Consider the following 17,031-nt stretch of genomic DNA (forward strand, 5'->3'; position numbering starts at 1 on the left):
ATCAGTTTGCCTCCGCTACAACGGGAATCAGCGGCAAGCTGAGCAAGGCACAGGTGCCACGCCCCAGCCGCGAACGTAATTGCAATTGCCCCTGGTGCGCACGCACCACGGCATTGACCACCGCGAGGCCCAGACCTGTACCAGTGGCCTTGGTGGTGAAAAACGGCTCGCCCAGGCGCGCCAGCACTTGCGGCTCAATGCCACTGCCGTTGTCGCTGACACACACCCTTAAACTGTTGTCGCGGCGATACAGATGCACCTTGAGCCGCACCTGTGGCGTACCGGCTTGCAGGGCGTTTTCGATCAGGTTGAGCAGCGCGCCGACCAGGGTGTCGCGATTGCACAGCAACTGCCCCGTGTAGGCATCGCACTGCCAGCGGATCGCCACACCCTGCACATGGGTTTGCGCGGCGGCTTGCAGGGCCTGCATCAATACTTTGGGGGTGACCCTGTCCGTAAGCGGCAGTTCGCCACGCGCAAATACCAGCATGTCGCGCACCTGATGCTCCAGCTCGTGCAGGCGCTCCTTGAGACGCCCGGCGAAGCGCTGCTGGGTTTCCACCGGCAGCGCCTGCTCGGTGAGATGACTGGCGTAGATCAGCGCCGCCGACAGCGGCGTACGAATCTGGTGGGCCAGGGAAGCAACCATGCGCCCCAGAGACGACAGGCGCTCATGGCGGGCGAGCTGGTCTTGCAGGCGCCGGGTTTCTGTCAGGTCATTGAGCAACACCAGTTGCCCGGGCTCAGGGTCAAGCGAACGGGTGGCAATCGACAGGCGCCGACCGTCCTTGAGCGATACTTCGTGGCCGTCGTCTTCCCGAGGTGCAAAACAGCGGGCAATCACATGGCGCCACAACTCGCCTTCCAGCGGCAGGCCCAACAGCTCGCAGGCTGCGGGGTTGGCCTCGCGCACGTGACCACGATCATCAATCACGATGATCCCGCCTGGGAGCAGATCGAGCAGGTGTTGCAAGCGATTGGCCAGCCGCTCTTTCTCTGCAAGCTCGGCCATGCGCTGCGCACTGACCACTGCCAGCTCGCCGGTCAGCTCCGAGACGCGGGCTTCCAGCAGACTGTAGGGATCGGGGGCCGAGGACAACTGGACGGCGGCTTGAGGCATGGGGCGTACTCGCTGGGCTGACCGTCATAAAACGGTCCGTTACACCAAGCGAAGCAATACCCGTGCCTGAATAGCTAACACAAGCGAACCGCTATGCAAGCCCCGACTTATGTGGGAGCGGGCTTGCTCGCGATTTGGGCGCCTCGCAGTGTCAGGAATAACGCGGTGATGCTATCGCGAGCAAGCCCGCTCCCACAAAGTCACGCGTCAATCATCCGCCTGCTCTTCACCTTCGCGACGGCTCATGCCGTACTTGCGCATTTTTTCCACCAGGGTGGTACGACGAATCCGCAGACGCTCTGCCGCCCGCGCAACGATGCCGTTGGCGTCATCCAGTGCCTGCTGGATCAAACCCTGCTCCAGCCCGCCCAGGTAGTCCTTGAGGTCCAGGCCTTCCGGCGGCAGCATCGCATTGGCGCTGGCCACGAAGTCCGTTGTGGCATTGTTGATCGCCACACGCTCTTCCATATCGCTGCGCAGGCTGTCGACCAGTTGCTCGTCCTCGTCATCCACGTAGCGGAATTTTTTCGGCAGCTCAACAACGCCAATCACCCCGTACGGATGCATGATCGCCATGCGCTCCACCAGGTTGGCCAGCTCGCGAACGTTGCCCGGCCATGCATGACGGCACAACGACATGATGGCGGCGGAATTGAAGCGGATCGAACCGCGTTTTTCGTGCTCCATGCGCGAAATCAGCTCGTTCATCAGCAACGGAATATCTTCGACCCGCTCACGCAGCGGTGCCATTTCAATCGGGAATACGTTGAGGCGGTAGTACAGGTCTTCGCGGAAGGCGCCGACTTCAATCATGCTTTCAAGGTTTTTGTGGGTGGCGGCAATGATCCGCACATCGGCACACTGGGTCTTGTTGCTGCCCACACGCTCAAATGTACGTTCCTGCAACACACGCAACAGCTTGACCTGCATCGGCAGCGGCATATCGCCGATTTCGTCGAGGAACAGCGTGCCGCCATTGGCCAGTTCAAAACGCCCGGCACGACTGGTGATGGCCCCGGTAAAGGCGCCCTTCTCATGGCCAAACAGCTCGCTTTCCAGCAGCTCGGCAGGAATCGCCCCACAGTTGACCGGCACAAACGGCGCATCGCGACGCTTGGAATGGTAATGCAGATTGCGCGCCACCACTTCCTTGCCGGTGCCGGACTCGCCGAGGATCAGCACGCTGGCATCGGTATCGGCCACTTGCTGCATCATCTGGCGCACATGCTGGATCGCCCTGCTGGTACCGACCAGGCTGCGGAACAGGTTGGGCTCACGATGACGGCCGCGCTCGCGGGCCTGGTCATACATCTCGCGATAGACCTGGGCACGGTGCAGGGAATCAAGCAATTTGCTGTAGCTGGGGGGCATTTCGAGGCTGGACAACACCCGGCGGCGCTGGTCTTCAGGCAGGTCGAGAGAAGAAACTTCACCTAAAAGCATGATCGGCAGGAACTCATCCCACGCGGCCAGTGTCTTAAGCAGTCCTGATAAGCCACCGGCAGTACTCACGGTGCCGACCAGCACGCAAAGCACTTCGCGACTGGACGGCAAGGCACTGACAGCCTGCTCCCATTCGTGGCTGGGGCTGGTCAGATTTTCTTCGCCAAGAAAATTCAGGATCACCGCCAAATCACGGCGGCGGACGCTATCGTCATCGATCAGCAGGATTTTGGTTTCACGCCACATGCAATAGCAACTTCCCTAGTCAACTCAATGCCCCGGATGGCAGGACATATGTAGACGTCCTAACCCTGTTGGATATCTAAGACGACTGAATACAGAATAACGTGCTAGTTAAGTCAAAAAACTGTGCCGAGTCAAATTTATGGCGGTTTAAAACGCAATTAACCACATATTCTTTAGGCCTTAACCGAATAGATGGTAAACCTTTGACGCATTTTTTGCTTGGTTGATCTGCCCCATCTGCTCAACGACCGCCTGGCGCTCATCAGTAGCCGCCTCCAGCAACATGCGATACACCACCAATAACCCCTCCAGATTTTCGCGCAAAACAGCCTCGTCCAGTGGCGCTTCGTCCAGCACATTCTCGACACACACCCGGCAGGCCGAATCCAGCTCGCCGATGGCATCCCAGTTGCGCTCGGCCAGGGCATCAATCAGCGCTTCGCGGGTTTCCTGAATACGTTGCAGTTGGCTCATGACGCACTCCTCTGGCTTATTGCGGGGCGATGGCATCCCAACCACTTTTTACAGTGATCAGCAGGCGCGCCACTTCATCGATGATTTCCGGGTCGTTCTTGGCATTGGCCAGGGTCAGGCGCACGGCCATGTACTCGTACAGGCTGTCCAGTTGCTCCAGCGCGGCCTTGTCATCGGTCTTTTCTTCATCCAGGCCCTGACGCAGGCCGGTGATGATATCGATGGCCTTGGTAATCAGCATGGCCTTCTGCGGGATATCACCACGGCTCATCGCGCCCTTGGCCTGGGCCATACGGTCCAGGCCGCCTTCCATCAGCATCTGAATCAGACGATGGGGGCTGGCTTCGGAAATTTGAGCGTGGGAATTAACCTTCTGATACTGACGAAGGGCGCGCATCGGGTTCATGTTTCTACCTCATTACGGTGTCAGGCAAAAATGACTGGTTCTTGATTTTTATATCGACCGAGCTGCCGGAAGCTTTAGCGGTGAGGCTCAGTGCGATCAGGTTGTTTTAGGGTTATTAAGCGAATTCAGAGTAGTCATGACGCTGGAACTTGTGGCATTGAGCTGGGCAACCAGTGTATCCATCGCGTTGTATTTGGCAGAGAGAGTGGTTTGCAGCGTTTCCATACGGCGATCCAGATCCGCCTGCTGCGTCGTCAGGTCTGTCAGCTTGTTGTTGAGATCGCCGGTACGCTGAGTCAAGGTGCCAGCTGAGCCCACATACGAAGCCGTGGCTTTGGTCATCCGTGCTATCAGGCCCGTATCACCGGTGAAAGTCTTGGCGATATCCATCGCACCCGTGGGTTTGGCGATTGCCTTGCTCCACGCCGCATCATCCAGAGTCAGCAGGCCCGTTTTGGCATCCGTCTTGACCCCCATCTGCGACAACCCCATGGTCGTTTCCGAAGCCGCGCCATTGAGCAACTCGCCACGCAAGCTGGACACCAACTGACGCATGGAAGCATCGCCTGTCAGTGCGCCCGACATAGTGGTTGAGGAGTCCCCCGTGGCCGTGACCTTGGTTTGAGCATTGATGGTCGTCATCAATGCGTTGTAGGCCGTGACGAAAGCCTGCACAGAGGTTTTCAACGTCGTGGAGCTGGCCGCAACCGTAATAGTAGTCGCCGCCTTGTCCCCGGCCAGAAGCTCGATCGTCACACCACTGATGGCCGAGTCAACCTTGTTACTGGCGGACTCCATCTTCAAACCATCGATGGTGTAAATGGAGTTTTGCGGTTCAACCAGCGAGGTATATCCGTTCGCCAACTCCGAATCGCCACCCATGGTGATCTCGGTATCCTTGCCCATCTTCGACGAGGTCAGTACCAGACGGGAACCACTGGCATCGGTCAATACGTTGGCACTAATACCCTTGTCCGACAACTGCGTGTTAATAGATTCACGCACTTGCTTCATGGTTGCACCAGGGGCGATGCTCACGTTGTAGTCAACACCAGATTGAGAAATCTTCAACGTGGTGGCCTCGGTGCCGCTATTAACCACTGCTGAAGCACCCTTCTCGTACACCGGACTACTGACCTTCGACGCAGTGGCCAACTGCTCGACTACTAGACTGTAAGTTCCGGTTGACGCCGTGGCATCAATGGTGACCTTGCTTTTTTTATCGTCTGAAGTTGTACCTGCCAAGCCGCTGAAGCTGGAAGGATCCTTAAGTTTGTCGATGGCCGCACGATAAGAATCAAGAGCGCCCTTTACCGTACCCAGTGCCGACAGTTGCGTTGTCGTTTGCGTTTGCTGGGTAGTAATTTGCGTCTGCTTGGGCGCTTTTTCCGCAGCGACCAACGCCTTCACAATGGACTGGGTATCAATACCCGAGCCGACACCGCTTACCGTTGAACTGGCCATCTTTATTCTCCTTTTACTGCCTGCCGTTTTATTGGCTAACTACACCTATCCAGTAGACAGCAACAAAATTCATGCCACCTCGGGCATTGGTATTCACCAAAAGCCTAAAACACAGAAGGGCGCGTAAACGCGCCCTTCTGTTTTCAAACCGTTGCCGTTATTACTGAAGCAGTTTCATAACTGCGGAAGGCAACTGGTTGGCCTGGGACAGGATCGCTGTGGAGGCCTGCTGCAGGGTTTGTTGCTTGGTCAATTCAGCGGTTTCCGAAGCGAAGTCAGCATCCTGCACACGGCCACGCGCAGCGGAGGCGTTTTCATTGATGCTGTTCAAGTTAGAAACAGTGCTGTCGAAACGGTTTTGCACCGCACCCAGTGAGGAACGCTGGCTGTCGATCTGCTGAATCGCAGCGTCAAGCGCCTGAACGGTATTCTGGGACGCAGTAGCATCCAGAATATCCAACTGATCGACGGTAGTTTGTGAGGTCACTGCGCTAGTGGTGCCAGCTTCCAGCCCCAGATCAGCCAAGGTACCAGTACTGCCAGCGCTGATAACTATGTCTTTGTTGGCGGACAGAGAGATTTTGCCATCTTCAGTTTTGGTAGCTGTTGCACCTGCACTAGCGCTGTTGATCGACGAGATCACAGAGTCAATGTCGCTGCCTTTGGCGATCTTGATTTCAGTTGCGCCAATTTTCAGCGAGGTATCTGAAACGGTTTTTACGTTAGTAGTACCACTGGTCAGCCCCAGTGCAGCAAGCGAACCAGGGCCGCCGTTAGCCTTGTTGCCGTCTGCCAAAGTCAGCGCTTTGCCATCCGCAGAGGTCAGCGAGATACGGCCATTTTTGTCGATTGTTGCAGAGCCTACGTCGGGCAGAGCATTAAGCTGATCGAGGACATCCTGAACGGTGTCTTTACCAGTGGCGCCCAGGGTTACTGCCTTGCCATTGACAGTGATTTCGCCCGCAGCCAACTTCGATGCGCCAGTAGTGACCGTATTGGTAGTACCAGCAGTAAGGCCAAACTTATCCGCATCAGCACCGGCAATGGCAACCCCACCATGGGTATTCGTCAGGACGAGAGCACCACCAGCAGATACAGTGGCGTCAATTGTATTAGTTGGATCTTTATCCAACTCAGTCTGGATGGCAGTCGCTTGGGTAGCAACGGTGGCCAAACCAGCAGCAACAGTTATATCTCGACCGTTGATATTGAGCTTTTCAGTGCCAGTTGTCGTGTATGCAGGAGCTGGTACCGCACCCGTCACTGCAGTTTCGCCACCGTTCTTGGCACCGCCCGTAACCGAAGCAGCCATACCCGCCAGGTTCTCACCCGCCACCGAAGCAGTGCTGTACTGGCCTTTAAGACCTGCCGAGCTCAGGTCACCCACGCCGAAGGAGATGGTTTCGTTGGCGTTAGCGCCGACCTGGAACTTGGCGTTCTGCATCGTACCGTCCAGCAGGTTTTTGCCACCGAAGGTGGTAGTGCTGGAGATACGGTTGATTTCACCCTTCAGGGCAGTGAATTCCTGGTTAAGGGATTTGCGGTCTTCATCGCTGTTCGAGCCGTTCGCCGATTGCAGGGCCAGTTCACGCATACGCTGCAGAATGTTGGTCGATTCCTGCATCGCGCCTTCAGCAGTCTGAGCCATGGAGATGCCGTCATTGGCGTTCTTCACGGCAACGGTGAGGCCTTTCATCTGGCTTGTCAGACGGTTAGCGATTTGCATGCCAGCCGCGTCGTCTTTGGCGCTGTTGATTTTCAGACCGGAAGACAAACGAGTCATCGAGGTGCTCAAGTTGGTGGCAGCCTTGTTCAAGTTGTTCTGAACAATCGACGACGTTGCGTTTGTGTTAACTGATAAACCCATGACGAAATCCTCATTAGATGAATACTGCGGCTTCCGGCCCTGGCAACCGCCGGGTGTGGCCTAGAGAACCTTCGTAATGGTTATCGTCGTAAACGCAGGTTGCTTGAGGTTTATTTTGATTTTTTTTGCAGGCAAGGGGGCCATGCCTTGTAATTCAGGGGGTTAGCGGGGCGATGAGTTGCCGGGCACCCCCCAGTGTGGGAGCGGGCTTGCTCGCGATTCGGGCGGCGCGGTGCTTCAGGCAAACCAGGGTGATGCCATCGCGAGCAAGCCCGCTCCCACAGTTTCAATCAGCCCTGCCAGAAAGCAAAACGCCCATGGCTTTAGGGCCACGGGCGTTTTGTGTTTCAACGTAATGCTTACGGGCGATAGATAATCGCCGAGCCCCACGACAGGCCCACGCCAAAACCGCTCAGCGCCACCCGCTTCCAGGTGGCATCCATCACGTGTTTTTCCAGCAGCAGCGGAATGCTCGACGACACGGTGTTGCCGGTCTCGACCATATCCTTGATAAATTTCTCCGGCTCGCCTTCAAAGCGACGGGCCACGGCGTCAACGATGGCCGCACTGCCCTGGTGGATGCAGAACGCGTCGATGTCCTTGGAGGTCAGCTCGGACTCTTCCAGCAACTCGTTCAAGTGCGCAGGCACTTTGAGCAGCGCGAAGTTGAACACCTGGCGGCCATTCATAAAGAACACACCATCACTGACTTTCAGATGCGGCGCACCCGAACCGTCGGTGCCGAACTTGGCCTTGCCCAGCTGCCAGGGAGCGTCTTCGCCCATCCAGGTAGCGGTGGCGGCGTCACCAAAGAGCATGGTGGTGTTGCGGTCTTCCGGGTCAACGATTTTCGAGTACGGGTCGGCCGTCACCAGCAGACCGTTCTTCAGGCCCGCGGCTTCCATAAAGCCTTTCATCGCGTAGATACCGTAGACATAACCCGAGCAGCCCAGGGAGATATCAAAGGCGGCAACGTGGGTCGGCAGACCGAGCTTGTCCTGGACAATGGCCGCGGTGTGCGGCAGGCCTTCAGCGTCGCCGTTCTGGGTGACAACGATCAACGCGTCGATGGATTCGCGTTTAAGCTGAGGATTGTTGATAAACAGTGCGTTGACTGCCTCAACACACAGGTCGGAGGTTTCCTGGTCAGCGTCTTTGCGCGGCAGAAACGCCGAACCGATCTTGCCCAGAATGAATTCTTCGTCTTTGGAGAACTTCGCGCCCTGCGCGTAGTTGTCTACACCGCTTGCTGGCACGTAACTGGCGATGCTTTTAATGCCAATCATTGTGGCTTCCCAATACTAAATAGCTGGAGATCACCCGCTCACATAATCGAGGGGCGCTGACAATAAAAGGGCTTGTGTGGGTGCGTAAAAATAAACAAAACAGCCCGAAAAAGGCCCGGCACCCGCCCGTACGTTTCACACGATACAGTGAAGATGCGCGTTATGACTCATAGGTCACGCTATTTTGTGCGGTTTTATACAAAACATTACAGCCATAAAGGCGATTTTGTGGGAGCGGGCTTGCTCGCGATGGCAGCAACACGGTATTACCGGCATACCGTGTCGCCTGCATCGCGGGCAAGCCCGCTCCCACATCACCCCCCTGCACCGCTGTTTAGAGCTGGTTGAACAGGCTCAGCTGGGAGATTTTCACGAACGCCAGTTGCGAGGCTTCGAGCATGGCTTTCTGGAACGCCAGTTCGATGGACGCCCCCGCCATATCGGTGTTGCCGATCGCCGCCGTGGTGGAATCGTTGGCCAGGCCCAGGCTGATATTTTCATCCGCCTGAATATCCACCGCCTTCAGGCGCGCACCAATCGAGCCGCGGGCGCTGTCAACGCCGGCACTGGCGTTTTTCAGGTTGCCAATCGCGGAGTTGATTACATCCCGCTGAGTTTTCTGGGCATCAGGATCTTTGTCAGTCGGAATAACCAGCGCCTTACGCAACTGACTAATAGTGTCCAAAGCGCTCTGGCTTTGATGGTTGTTACCACTGACCACAAATTGGTCGCCAGCAGCTCGCGCACCGCTAAAGTCAAATCTGACTCCCAGAGCTGTGATCGAGTCGCCAGCCATGGTTCCGCTGGCAATCAATTTGCTACTGGCAGTAATCGGCTGGGCATAGATTTCATATTCGCTATCGCTGGTGAATTTAATCACTGCACCATTGCTCGGGAAACTGTCACTGTAAGCCTTGGTATCATCAACCGTAGAGTCAGTGATTAGCGCAGTCGAGGGATTGCTTGGAGTGCGCGATACATTGAACGAATCGGGCTTGGCCTCCAGGGTAAAAGCGTATTTAGCCGCCTCGGTATCCTGATCCGCCGCCGGGATATCCTTAAGGTTCATGCTTAAATCGAACGACACGCCATGCAGACTGATACTCTGCCCACCTTCCTTGGTAGGGTCGAACGCACCATTGCCCGACACCTGCGAAGTGATATCTGCCCCATCGGGGCTGCTCGTCAATTTGAACTGGGTTCTGCTGATAAACGTCAGCGTGTACGGCTGCCCTTCAGCGAAACTTTTATTGAACTGCGGGCTTGACGTGATTAAGCCCGCCGATACGGATACCTTTCCACCGTTGCTAGACACCGTACCGTCGGCAGCCGTCACCGGCGTAAATACAGTCTGGGTGCGTCCAGTATTGATCGCCCCTTCCATAAAGCTTTTGGCAGTATCACTGCTGGCCAGGCTCAAAGTATCCGAAACTTTAAGGTTAAGTTGAGTGTCGTCACCTTGATAGCTATAAGTGCCGTCGTTGTTACGCGCATAAGGTGGCGTGTTACTTTTTGAACCCGAGAACATGTAGTTGCCCGAGGCGTCCTTACTGTTGAGCAGGCTGAACACCTGATCTTCGATGCTGCCCAATTCATTGGCAATTGTAGCCCGATCCGCATCGCTGACACCGCCGCCACCCGCCTGCAGGGCCAGTTCACTGGCTTTTTGCAATGAGTTATTGATGCTGTCGAGCACCGCTTCCTGAGCACCCAGCGACGACTTGATGCTGTTCATATTGGTGCTGTACTGCGCCAGCATGTCTTTTTGCTGCTGCAATTGCAGCAGGCGCGCCGCACCTACCGGGTCATCGGCAGCGGTCTGGATGCGCACGCCGGAGTCGATCTGGCTCTGGGTCTTGATCACCGACGAGAAGTTGTTCTGGTAGGTGGCACTGGTCGATTCAAAAAACTGCGAAGTTGAAATACGCATCGTCGCGGGCTCCCTTAAAGACTGTTGATCAGCGTGCTGAAGGTTGCTTGCGCCGCTTTGATGATCTGCGACGAGGCGGTGTAGTACTGCTGGAACTTGACCAGGTTGGAGGCTTCTTCGTCCAGGTTGACCTGGGATACCGAGTTGCGCACCTCTTTGGCGTAGGCCAAAGCCGCGCCATTGGCGGTGCCGTCGACCGCCGCCTGGCTGGCTTTACCGCCCACCTTGGATACCAACTGACTGTAGGAAGTAGCCATGCTGACGCCGCCAGTGCCGTCCTTGCCTACGCCCACTGTGGCCTTGGTTTGCAGGCCCAGCAGTTCGTTGGCGTTGCGGTTGTCGGCCTTGCCGTCCTTGTTGAACTTGATATCGAAGCTGTCACCCTTGCCCGGCGAACCGCTGATCACCGTGTCGAACCCCACGTTTGTAGTGGTGCCGTCCGCGTTGGTCACGGGCACATTGATCGTGACCTTGTTGTCCTGGCCCGGCACGATGCTGCCCTTGCCGATTTCCTTGCCGGCCTCGTTCAGTACCCGGTAGCTCTGGGTGCCATCCGCGCTGGCTTCGTCAAAGGCAATGCGCACCGGCATGGCGCCTTCAATATCGCTTTGCGCTTTGCCCAGATTGACGCCGCCGTAGATATCCAGCGCTGACGACAGATTGAGGCTACCCACTGCACCCGTACCGGTATTGGAGCTGCCCGGGCCAGCCACCAGCGGCCCGGCAAATGCCAATTTATTGGCATCGCTCATTTGCACGCCGATATTGCCTGCACCACTGCGGGTGGGGCTGACCTTGAACGCGTCGCCAGCGGTCATCGGGCCGCCCTTGAGATCCAGGGTGAAACCGTCAATGACCTTGGCCGGGGTGTCGGTGGTAGCGAACGCCCCCATATCGGTGCCGTCGGAGCGCTTGACCGAGTACTCGGTGGCGCTGGTGAACGTGACCTGATAGTCGTAGGCGGTCAGCGCGCCGCTGTCAGCGATGCTGACATTGAAGTTGCCTGCGCCAATATTTCCGGTCGCCGCCTGGCTGCGCTGGCTGATGGCCGTGGCACTGTTGATGCTGTTGAACAACGACGAGCCGAACTCGCCATTGGCATCCAGGCCCTGGCCCAGCTGCTGGTTGATCGCATCGGCGACCACAATGGCTGTACGGCCCAAATCGTTCATCGCCGGGGCCAGCACATCGTCGCGGTAACGCAGCAGGCCGCCGATCTTGCCGCCACTGATCACCGAGGTCACATCCGAACTCGATTGCTGGAAGTTGACCTGGATGCTGTATTGGCTTTTATCGACCTTGCCCGGCACCGCCGAAATCGTGTTCGAGGTGCTGCCCTGCACCAGCGATTGGCCGGTACCCAGGGTAATGTCGTAGACGTTGTCGTGCTCCTGAACCGTCACCCCGACCAGCTCGTTGAGGCTGCGCACGGCTTCGTTACGCGCATCCAGCAGGTTGTTCGGCGTATTGCCAGCCGTGGTGGCCTGGGCGATCTGCTTGTTCAGCGAAGCAATGGTGGCCGTGTGCTGGTTGACCATCGAAGTCAGGGTGTCCAGCTGGCTGTTGATGCCTTCGTTCTGCTGGTTGAGCTGGGTCGAAATCGAGTTGAAGCGGTTGCTCAGGGTTTGCGCACTGGTCAGCAACAACTGCCGCGCGGACACATCACCGGGCGCCGCGGCGGCAGTTTGCAATGAGCTGAAAAAGCTGCTCAGGGCTGCCGATACGCCCGTGTTTTTATCCGACAGCAGTTTGTCGACCGTGCCGATCTGGTCGAGATAAGCCTGGGCATCGCCATTGAGCGAGGTGGTGGTTTGCAACTGGGCGTCGAGGTAGGAGTTGTACACGCGGCGCACGTCGGCCAGGGTGGTGCCGGTGCCGATAAACACCCCGCCCACCTGTTGCGACGCGGCGCTGCCCTGGACGATCTGCTGACGCGAATAGCCCGAGGTATTGGCGTTGGCAATGTTGTTGCCGACTGTCGCCAATGCGCCCTGACTGGCGTTGAGCCCCGACATCCCGATGTTGATCAAACTCGCCATGGTTCAAACCTTATAAATTCGTGAGAGAACCCGTCGAGGCGTAGCTCTGGTAGGTTTTCATTTGCTTGGCTATCTGCGAAATCTTGCTCGCGTACTCAGGGTCGGTCGCATAACCGGCCTTCTGCAATTCGCGTACAAACTGCTCCGGTTTATCGGCCGCATTGAGCACTTCTTTATAACGATTGTTGCTCTGCAACAGCGTCACCAGATCATGGAAGCTGTCCTGATAGGAATCGTAGGAACGGAATTCCGCTGTCTCCTTGACCATCTGCCCGCCCCTGAACTCGCTGGTGATGGCCCGCGCCTGGGCGCCCTGCCAACTGCCGGTGGCCTTGATGCCGAACAGGTTGTGACTGCTGCTGCCATCTTGCTGGCGCATCACCGACTTGCCCCAGCCGGTTTCCAGTGCGGCTTGCGCCACCAGGTACAGCGGGTCGACGCCGATGCGGTCGGCGGCCTGTTGCGCCATCGGCAACATGGTGGCGACAAACGCATCCGGCGACTCGAAGGCCTGTTTGGCCGGGGCCAGCGGCGGCTGCGCCACGGCACGACCGTAAACCTGCATGCGCCCGTGCACGCCACTGGCACTGAGCATCGGCTGGCGGCTGCCCTTGAGCACGGCATCCAGCCCCGGCGAAGTGCGCCCCGGCACGGCGGCGGTATTGAGCGTGGAACGCGCCGGATCGGCCGATGGCACGATCCCGGCCAGCAAGCGGTCAGTCAGCTTGCTCGGCAACGCCAGACGGCGCTGATTGAGCAGGGCCATGTCATTCTGATGGCCGCCGCCGGCTGCCTGCGGCGTAATGGCGACCCGCGAAGCCCACAATGGACGCTGACCACTGGAGCGCACAAAAGGGCTGTCGACGGTGGTGGCGGCCGGGGCTTTGGCTTCGGCAGTCAGCGCCGTGGTCGCCGCAGCCTCCCCCGGCACCGCAGCTTTGTTTTTCGACATCTGGCGCATCAACACATCGGCCAGGCCGATACCACCGCCCTGCCGGGACAGGGTCACGGACAATTGCTGGTCGTACATTTCCTGATACTGCTTGGCCGCCGGGGTGTTGAGCGGGTTGTCCTTGCCCAGCACTTCGTTGGCCGAGCGCATCGACTTGAGCATTTCGTTGAGAAACAGCGACTCGAATTCCTGGGCAACTTTGCGCATATTGCCGTCGCTTTCGCGGTCGCCGACTTTCAGATTGTTCAGCCGATTCAGGTCGGTGAACGCCCCGGAATCGCTGCCACTGACTACTCCACTCTTACGCATATCCATGACGTCGACCTCAGATCACGATCAGGTCGGCTTGCAGCGCGCCGGCCTGTTTCAGCGCTTCGAGAATCGCCATCAAGTCCCCTGGCGCTGCGCCGACCTGGTTTACCGCCCGCACGATTTCGTCGAGGGTGGTGCCCGGGCCGAACTTGAACATCGGCTTGGCTTCCTGCTGGGCATTCAGTCGCGAACGCGGCACCACGGCGGTCTCGCCGTTGGACAGCGGGCCGGGCTGGCTGACAATCGGGTCTTCGGTGATGGTCACGGTCAGGCTACCGTGGGTCACTGCGGCGGGCGAAACCTTGACGTTCTGGCCAATCACGATGGTGCCGGTGCGCGAGTTGATGATGACCTTGGCCACCGCCTGCCCCGGATCGACTTCGAGGTTTTCCAGGATCGACAGATAGTCGACCCGCTGGCTCGGGTCCAGTGGTGCGGTCACGCGAACCGAGCCGCCATCGATGGCCTGCGCCACACCGGGGCCGAGCAGGTCATTGATCTTGTCGACGATACGCTTGGCGGTGGTGAAGTCCGAGCGATTGAGGTTCAGGGTCAGGCTGTTGCCCTGGTTGAAACCGCTGGGTACGGCCCGCTCAACCGATGCGCCACCCGGAATACGCCCGGCCGACGGCACGTTGACGGTGATTTTCGAGCCGTCGCGGCCTTCGGCATCGAAACCGCCGACCACCAGATTGCCCTGGGCCACCGCATACACATTGCCATCAATGCCTTTAAGCGGTGTCAGCAGCAGCGTACCGCCGCGCAGGCTTTTGGAGTTGCCGATGGAGGAAACGGTGATATCGATCACCTGCCCCGGCTTGGCGAATGCCGGCAAATCGGCGCTGATGGACACCGCCGCAACGTTTTTCAGCTGCACATTGCCCGAACCCGGCGGTACCTTGATGCCAAACTGCGACAGCATGTTATTGAACGTCTGCAGGGTAAACGGGGTTTGTGTGGTCTGGTCACCCGTACCATTCAAGCCCACCACCAGGCCATAACCAATCAATTGGTTGGAACGCACGCCGGAAATGCTGGCGATGTCTTTCAACCGCTCGGCGTGGGCGCCCAGGGAGGTCGACAACAGCAACACGGCTGCCAGCAGATGCTTGAGGTTGGGCATGGTGAGCTTCATCACTAAAAGGGAAACAGCGGGCTAAGGAAGAAACGGTCAAACCAGCCCGGCTGGCTCGCATCGGCAAACGAGCCGGTGCCCGAGTAGGTGATGCGCGCATCGGCCACACGGGTCGAAGACACAGTGTTGTCAGTGGCAATGTCATCGGCCCGTACCAGGCCGGCAATGCGTACCAGCTCGTCGCCGGTGTTAAGGGTCATCCACTTTTCACCGCGCACGGCGATGATGCCGTTGGGCAGCACGTCGGCGACAGTCACGGTGATCGAACCGGTCAGGCTGTTGCCCTGCCCGGCCTTGCTGTCGCCCTTGGTGGCACGGCTGCCGCTGTAACCGGCATTGAGGCTCAGGTCACCCCCGCCCAGCGGGTTGTTGGTGGTCAGGCCGCTGCCGAACAACGAGGTCAGGCCGATGCTGGTGTTGCTGTTTTTACCGATCGCCGAGTTGGCGTTTTTACTCGCCTGGGTCTTCTCATTAAGGGTAATGGTAATGATGTCGCCGATGCGGTACGCCTTGCGGTCGCTGTACAGGTTCTGCTCGAAACCGGCCTGGTAAATCGAGCCGTTGTTGGCGGCAGCCGGCAGCGGCGTACGCGGCAGCACAGGTGCGTAGTACGGGTCGTTGGCCCGCGGTGGCGGGCTGACGCAGCCGGCCAGCAAGGTGATGGCGCCCAGTGCCAGAACAGAAAACAAGCGCTTCATGAGCTCTCCCGCTATTTCACGTAATTACAGGTTTTGCGTAACGAACGACAACATCTGGTCAGCGGTAGAAATCACTTTGGAGTTCATCTCGTAGGCGCGCTGGGTGGTGATCATATTGACCATTTCTTCCACGGTGCTGACGTTCGAGGTCTCGAGCATGCTTTGCATGGTCAGGCCAAAGCCGTTCAGGCCCGGGGTGCCGATTTGCGGCGCACCGCTGGAGGCGGTTTCCAGGAACAGGTTGCCGCCCTGGGACTGCAAGCCGGCCGGGTTGATAAAGTCGGCGGTCTGCACGTTGCCGATCACTTGCGCCGCCGGGTTGCCGGAAATGGTCACCGATACGGTGCCGTCCTGGCCGACGGTGAAGGTCTGGGCATCGGCCGGCACCACAATCGCCGGTTCCAGGGCAAAGCCGTTAGCGGTGACGATCTGGCCATTGGAGTCCAGATGGAAAGTACCGTCACGGGTGTAGGCCGTTGTGCCGTCGGGCTGCATGATCTGGAAAAAACCACGGCCGTTGATGGCCATGTCCAGCGGCTGCTCGGTAGTTTGCAGGCTACCGGCAGTGAAGTTCTTTTGCGTGCCGACAATACGTACCCCGGTGCCCACTTGCAGGCCCGATGGCAGTTCACTGTCCTGGGTGGACTGGGCACCTGGCTGGCGCTTGATCTGGTAGAGCAAGTCCTGGAACTCGGCGCGATCACGTTTGAAGCCGGTGGTCGAGACGTTGGCCAGGTTGTTGGAAATGGTGGTCAGGTTGGTGTCTTGTGCAGCCAAACCCGTTTTTGCAACCCACAGTGCCGGAAGCATGGAGCTCTCCTCGCGCGCCGGTTTTTCGGCGCCGCGTTCAAGTAATTAGCTGATGGACAGGACGCGAGTCATGGCCTGGTCGTCTTCTTTGGCGGTGTTCATCATTTTGATATGCAGCTCGAACTGCTTGGACAGAGCCAGCACCGAGGTCATTTCATCCACGGCATTGACGTTGCTCGCCTGCAGAAAACCCGAGGTCACCCGCACATTGGCATCGGCCGGGGCCGGCTGACCGTCATTGGTGTGGATCAGGCCGTCGAGGCCCTTGCTCATGGTTTTAAGGTCCGGCTGGACCAGCTTGATGCGGTCCACTTGCGCCATCACCCGCGGGCCTTCGCCCTGGGCGCGGATGCTGATGGTGCCGTCTTCGCCGACTTCGATCTGCTGCTGGGGCGGCACCGCGATCGGCCCGCCGTTGCCCATGATCGGCATGCCGTTGCCGGCACGCAGGATGCCCAGGGCATCCACGTTCATGCTGGCGGTTCGCACATAGGCCTCACTGCCGTCGGGGGCCTGCACCGCCAGCCAGCCGTCGCCGGACACGGCCACATCGAGGTCGCGGCCGGTCTCGACCAGGGCACCTTGGCTGAAATCGGTGGCAGGGCGCTCGGTCAAGGCAAAGGCACGCGCCGGAAAGCTGTCACCAAACACCGGCATCGAGCGGGCCTGTTCCAGGTCACGCTGAAACCCGTTGGTCGAGATGTTCGCCAGATTGTTGGCATGCGCCTTCTGCGCCAGTGCGTTCTGACTGGCGCCGGTCATTGCCACATAAAGGTACTTGTCCACAGTCTTTCCTCTGTCTGACGGACGCTTGCCGCCCACCGCTGTACTGAAGAGGTCATTGCAATT

General features: G+C 58.3%; 14 protein-coding genes. All 14 read right to left on the minus strand.

The window, feature by feature from the left end:
- Position 1: 1 nt before the first annotated feature.
- Positions 2–1,120: a PAS domain-containing sensor histidine kinase gene (locus V6L81_RS18655; protein ID WP_095039312.1), complete on the minus strand. Its 1,119-nt coding sequence runs from the start codon at positions 1,118–1,120 to the stop codon at positions 2–4.
- Positions 1,121–1,327: 207 nt separating this feature from the next.
- Positions 1,328–2,809 carry a sigma-54 dependent transcriptional regulator gene (locus V6L81_RS18660; RefSeq protein WP_095002617.1) on the minus strand — a complete coding sequence of 494 codons (1,482 nt, stop codon included), beginning with the start codon at positions 2,807–2,809 and terminating at the stop codon, positions 1,328–1,330.
- A gap of 180 nt (positions 2,810–2,989) precedes the next feature.
- On the minus strand, positions 2,990–3,283 hold the full coding sequence (locus V6L81_RS18665; protein WP_095002618.1) for a flagellar protein FliT: 294 nt from the start codon (positions 3,281–3,283) through the stop codon (positions 2,990–2,992).
- Between the two features lie 16 nt (positions 3,284–3,299).
- Positions 3,300–3,689 carry a flagellar export chaperone FliS gene (gene fliS, locus V6L81_RS18670; protein WP_016781581.1) on the minus strand — a complete coding sequence of 130 codons (390 nt, stop codon included), beginning with the start codon at positions 3,687–3,689 and terminating at the stop codon, positions 3,300–3,302.
- Between the two features lie 96 nt (positions 3,690–3,785).
- Positions 3,786–5,153 carry a flagellar filament capping protein FliD gene (gene fliD / locus V6L81_RS18675; protein ID WP_338660257.1) on the minus strand — a complete coding sequence of 456 codons (1,368 nt, stop codon included), beginning with the start codon at positions 5,151–5,153 and terminating at the stop codon, positions 3,786–3,788.
- A gap of 160 nt (positions 5,154–5,313) precedes the next feature.
- Complete coding sequence (locus V6L81_RS18680; protein WP_338660258.1) at positions 5,314–7,020, minus strand: flagellin; 1,707 nt, start codon at positions 7,018–7,020, stop codon at positions 5,314–5,316.
- A 359-nt stretch (positions 7,021–7,379) separates the two neighbouring features.
- Positions 7,380–8,306, minus strand: coding sequence for a ketoacyl-ACP synthase III (locus V6L81_RS18685; RefSeq protein ID WP_095002622.1), 927 nt, complete (start codon positions 8,304–8,306; stop codon positions 7,380–7,382).
- Between the two features lie 334 nt (positions 8,307–8,640).
- Positions 8,641–10,236 carry a flagellar hook-associated protein 3 gene (locus V6L81_RS18690; RefSeq protein ID WP_338660259.1) on the minus strand — a complete coding sequence of 532 codons (1,596 nt, stop codon included), beginning with the start codon at positions 10,234–10,236 and terminating at the stop codon, positions 8,641–8,643.
- Between the two features lie 14 nt (positions 10,237–10,250).
- Positions 10,251–12,275 carry a flagellar hook-associated protein FlgK gene (flgK, locus tag V6L81_RS18695; RefSeq protein ID WP_095002624.1) on the minus strand — a complete coding sequence of 675 codons (2,025 nt, stop codon included), beginning with the start codon at positions 12,273–12,275 and terminating at the stop codon, positions 10,251–10,253.
- Between the two features lie 10 nt (positions 12,276–12,285).
- A complete protein-coding gene (flgJ, locus tag V6L81_RS18700) occupies positions 12,286–13,542 on the minus strand; it encodes a flagellar assembly peptidoglycan hydrolase FlgJ (RefSeq protein ID WP_240882291.1) in 1,257 nt (418 codons plus the stop codon).
- A 10-nt stretch (positions 13,543–13,552) separates the two neighbouring features.
- Positions 13,553–14,662, minus strand: a complete 1,110-nt coding sequence (locus tag V6L81_RS18705) for a flagellar basal body P-ring protein FlgI (RefSeq protein WP_095002626.1) — start codon at positions 14,660–14,662, stop codon at positions 13,553–13,555.
- Between the two features lie 14 nt (positions 14,663–14,676).
- Complete coding sequence (flgH, locus tag V6L81_RS18710) at positions 14,677–15,372, minus strand: flagellar basal body L-ring protein FlgH (RefSeq protein ID WP_095002627.1); 696 nt, start codon at positions 15,370–15,372, stop codon at positions 14,677–14,679.
- Positions 15,373–15,396: 24 nt separating this feature from the next.
- Positions 15,397–16,182: a flagellar basal-body rod protein FlgG gene (gene flgG, locus V6L81_RS18715; RefSeq protein WP_095002628.1), complete on the minus strand. Its 786-nt coding sequence runs from the start codon at positions 16,180–16,182 to the stop codon at positions 15,397–15,399.
- Between the two features lie 45 nt (positions 16,183–16,227).
- Positions 16,228–16,968, minus strand: a complete 741-nt coding sequence (locus V6L81_RS18720; protein ID WP_095002629.1) for a flagellar basal body rod protein FlgF — start codon at positions 16,966–16,968, stop codon at positions 16,228–16,230.
- Positions 16,969–17,031: the final 63 nt, after the last annotated feature.

The sequence above is a fragment of the Pseudomonas bubulae genome (assembly GCF_037023725.1).
Lineage (GTDB): Bacteria > Pseudomonadota > Gammaproteobacteria > Pseudomonadales > Pseudomonadaceae > Aquipseudomonas > Aquipseudomonas bubulae.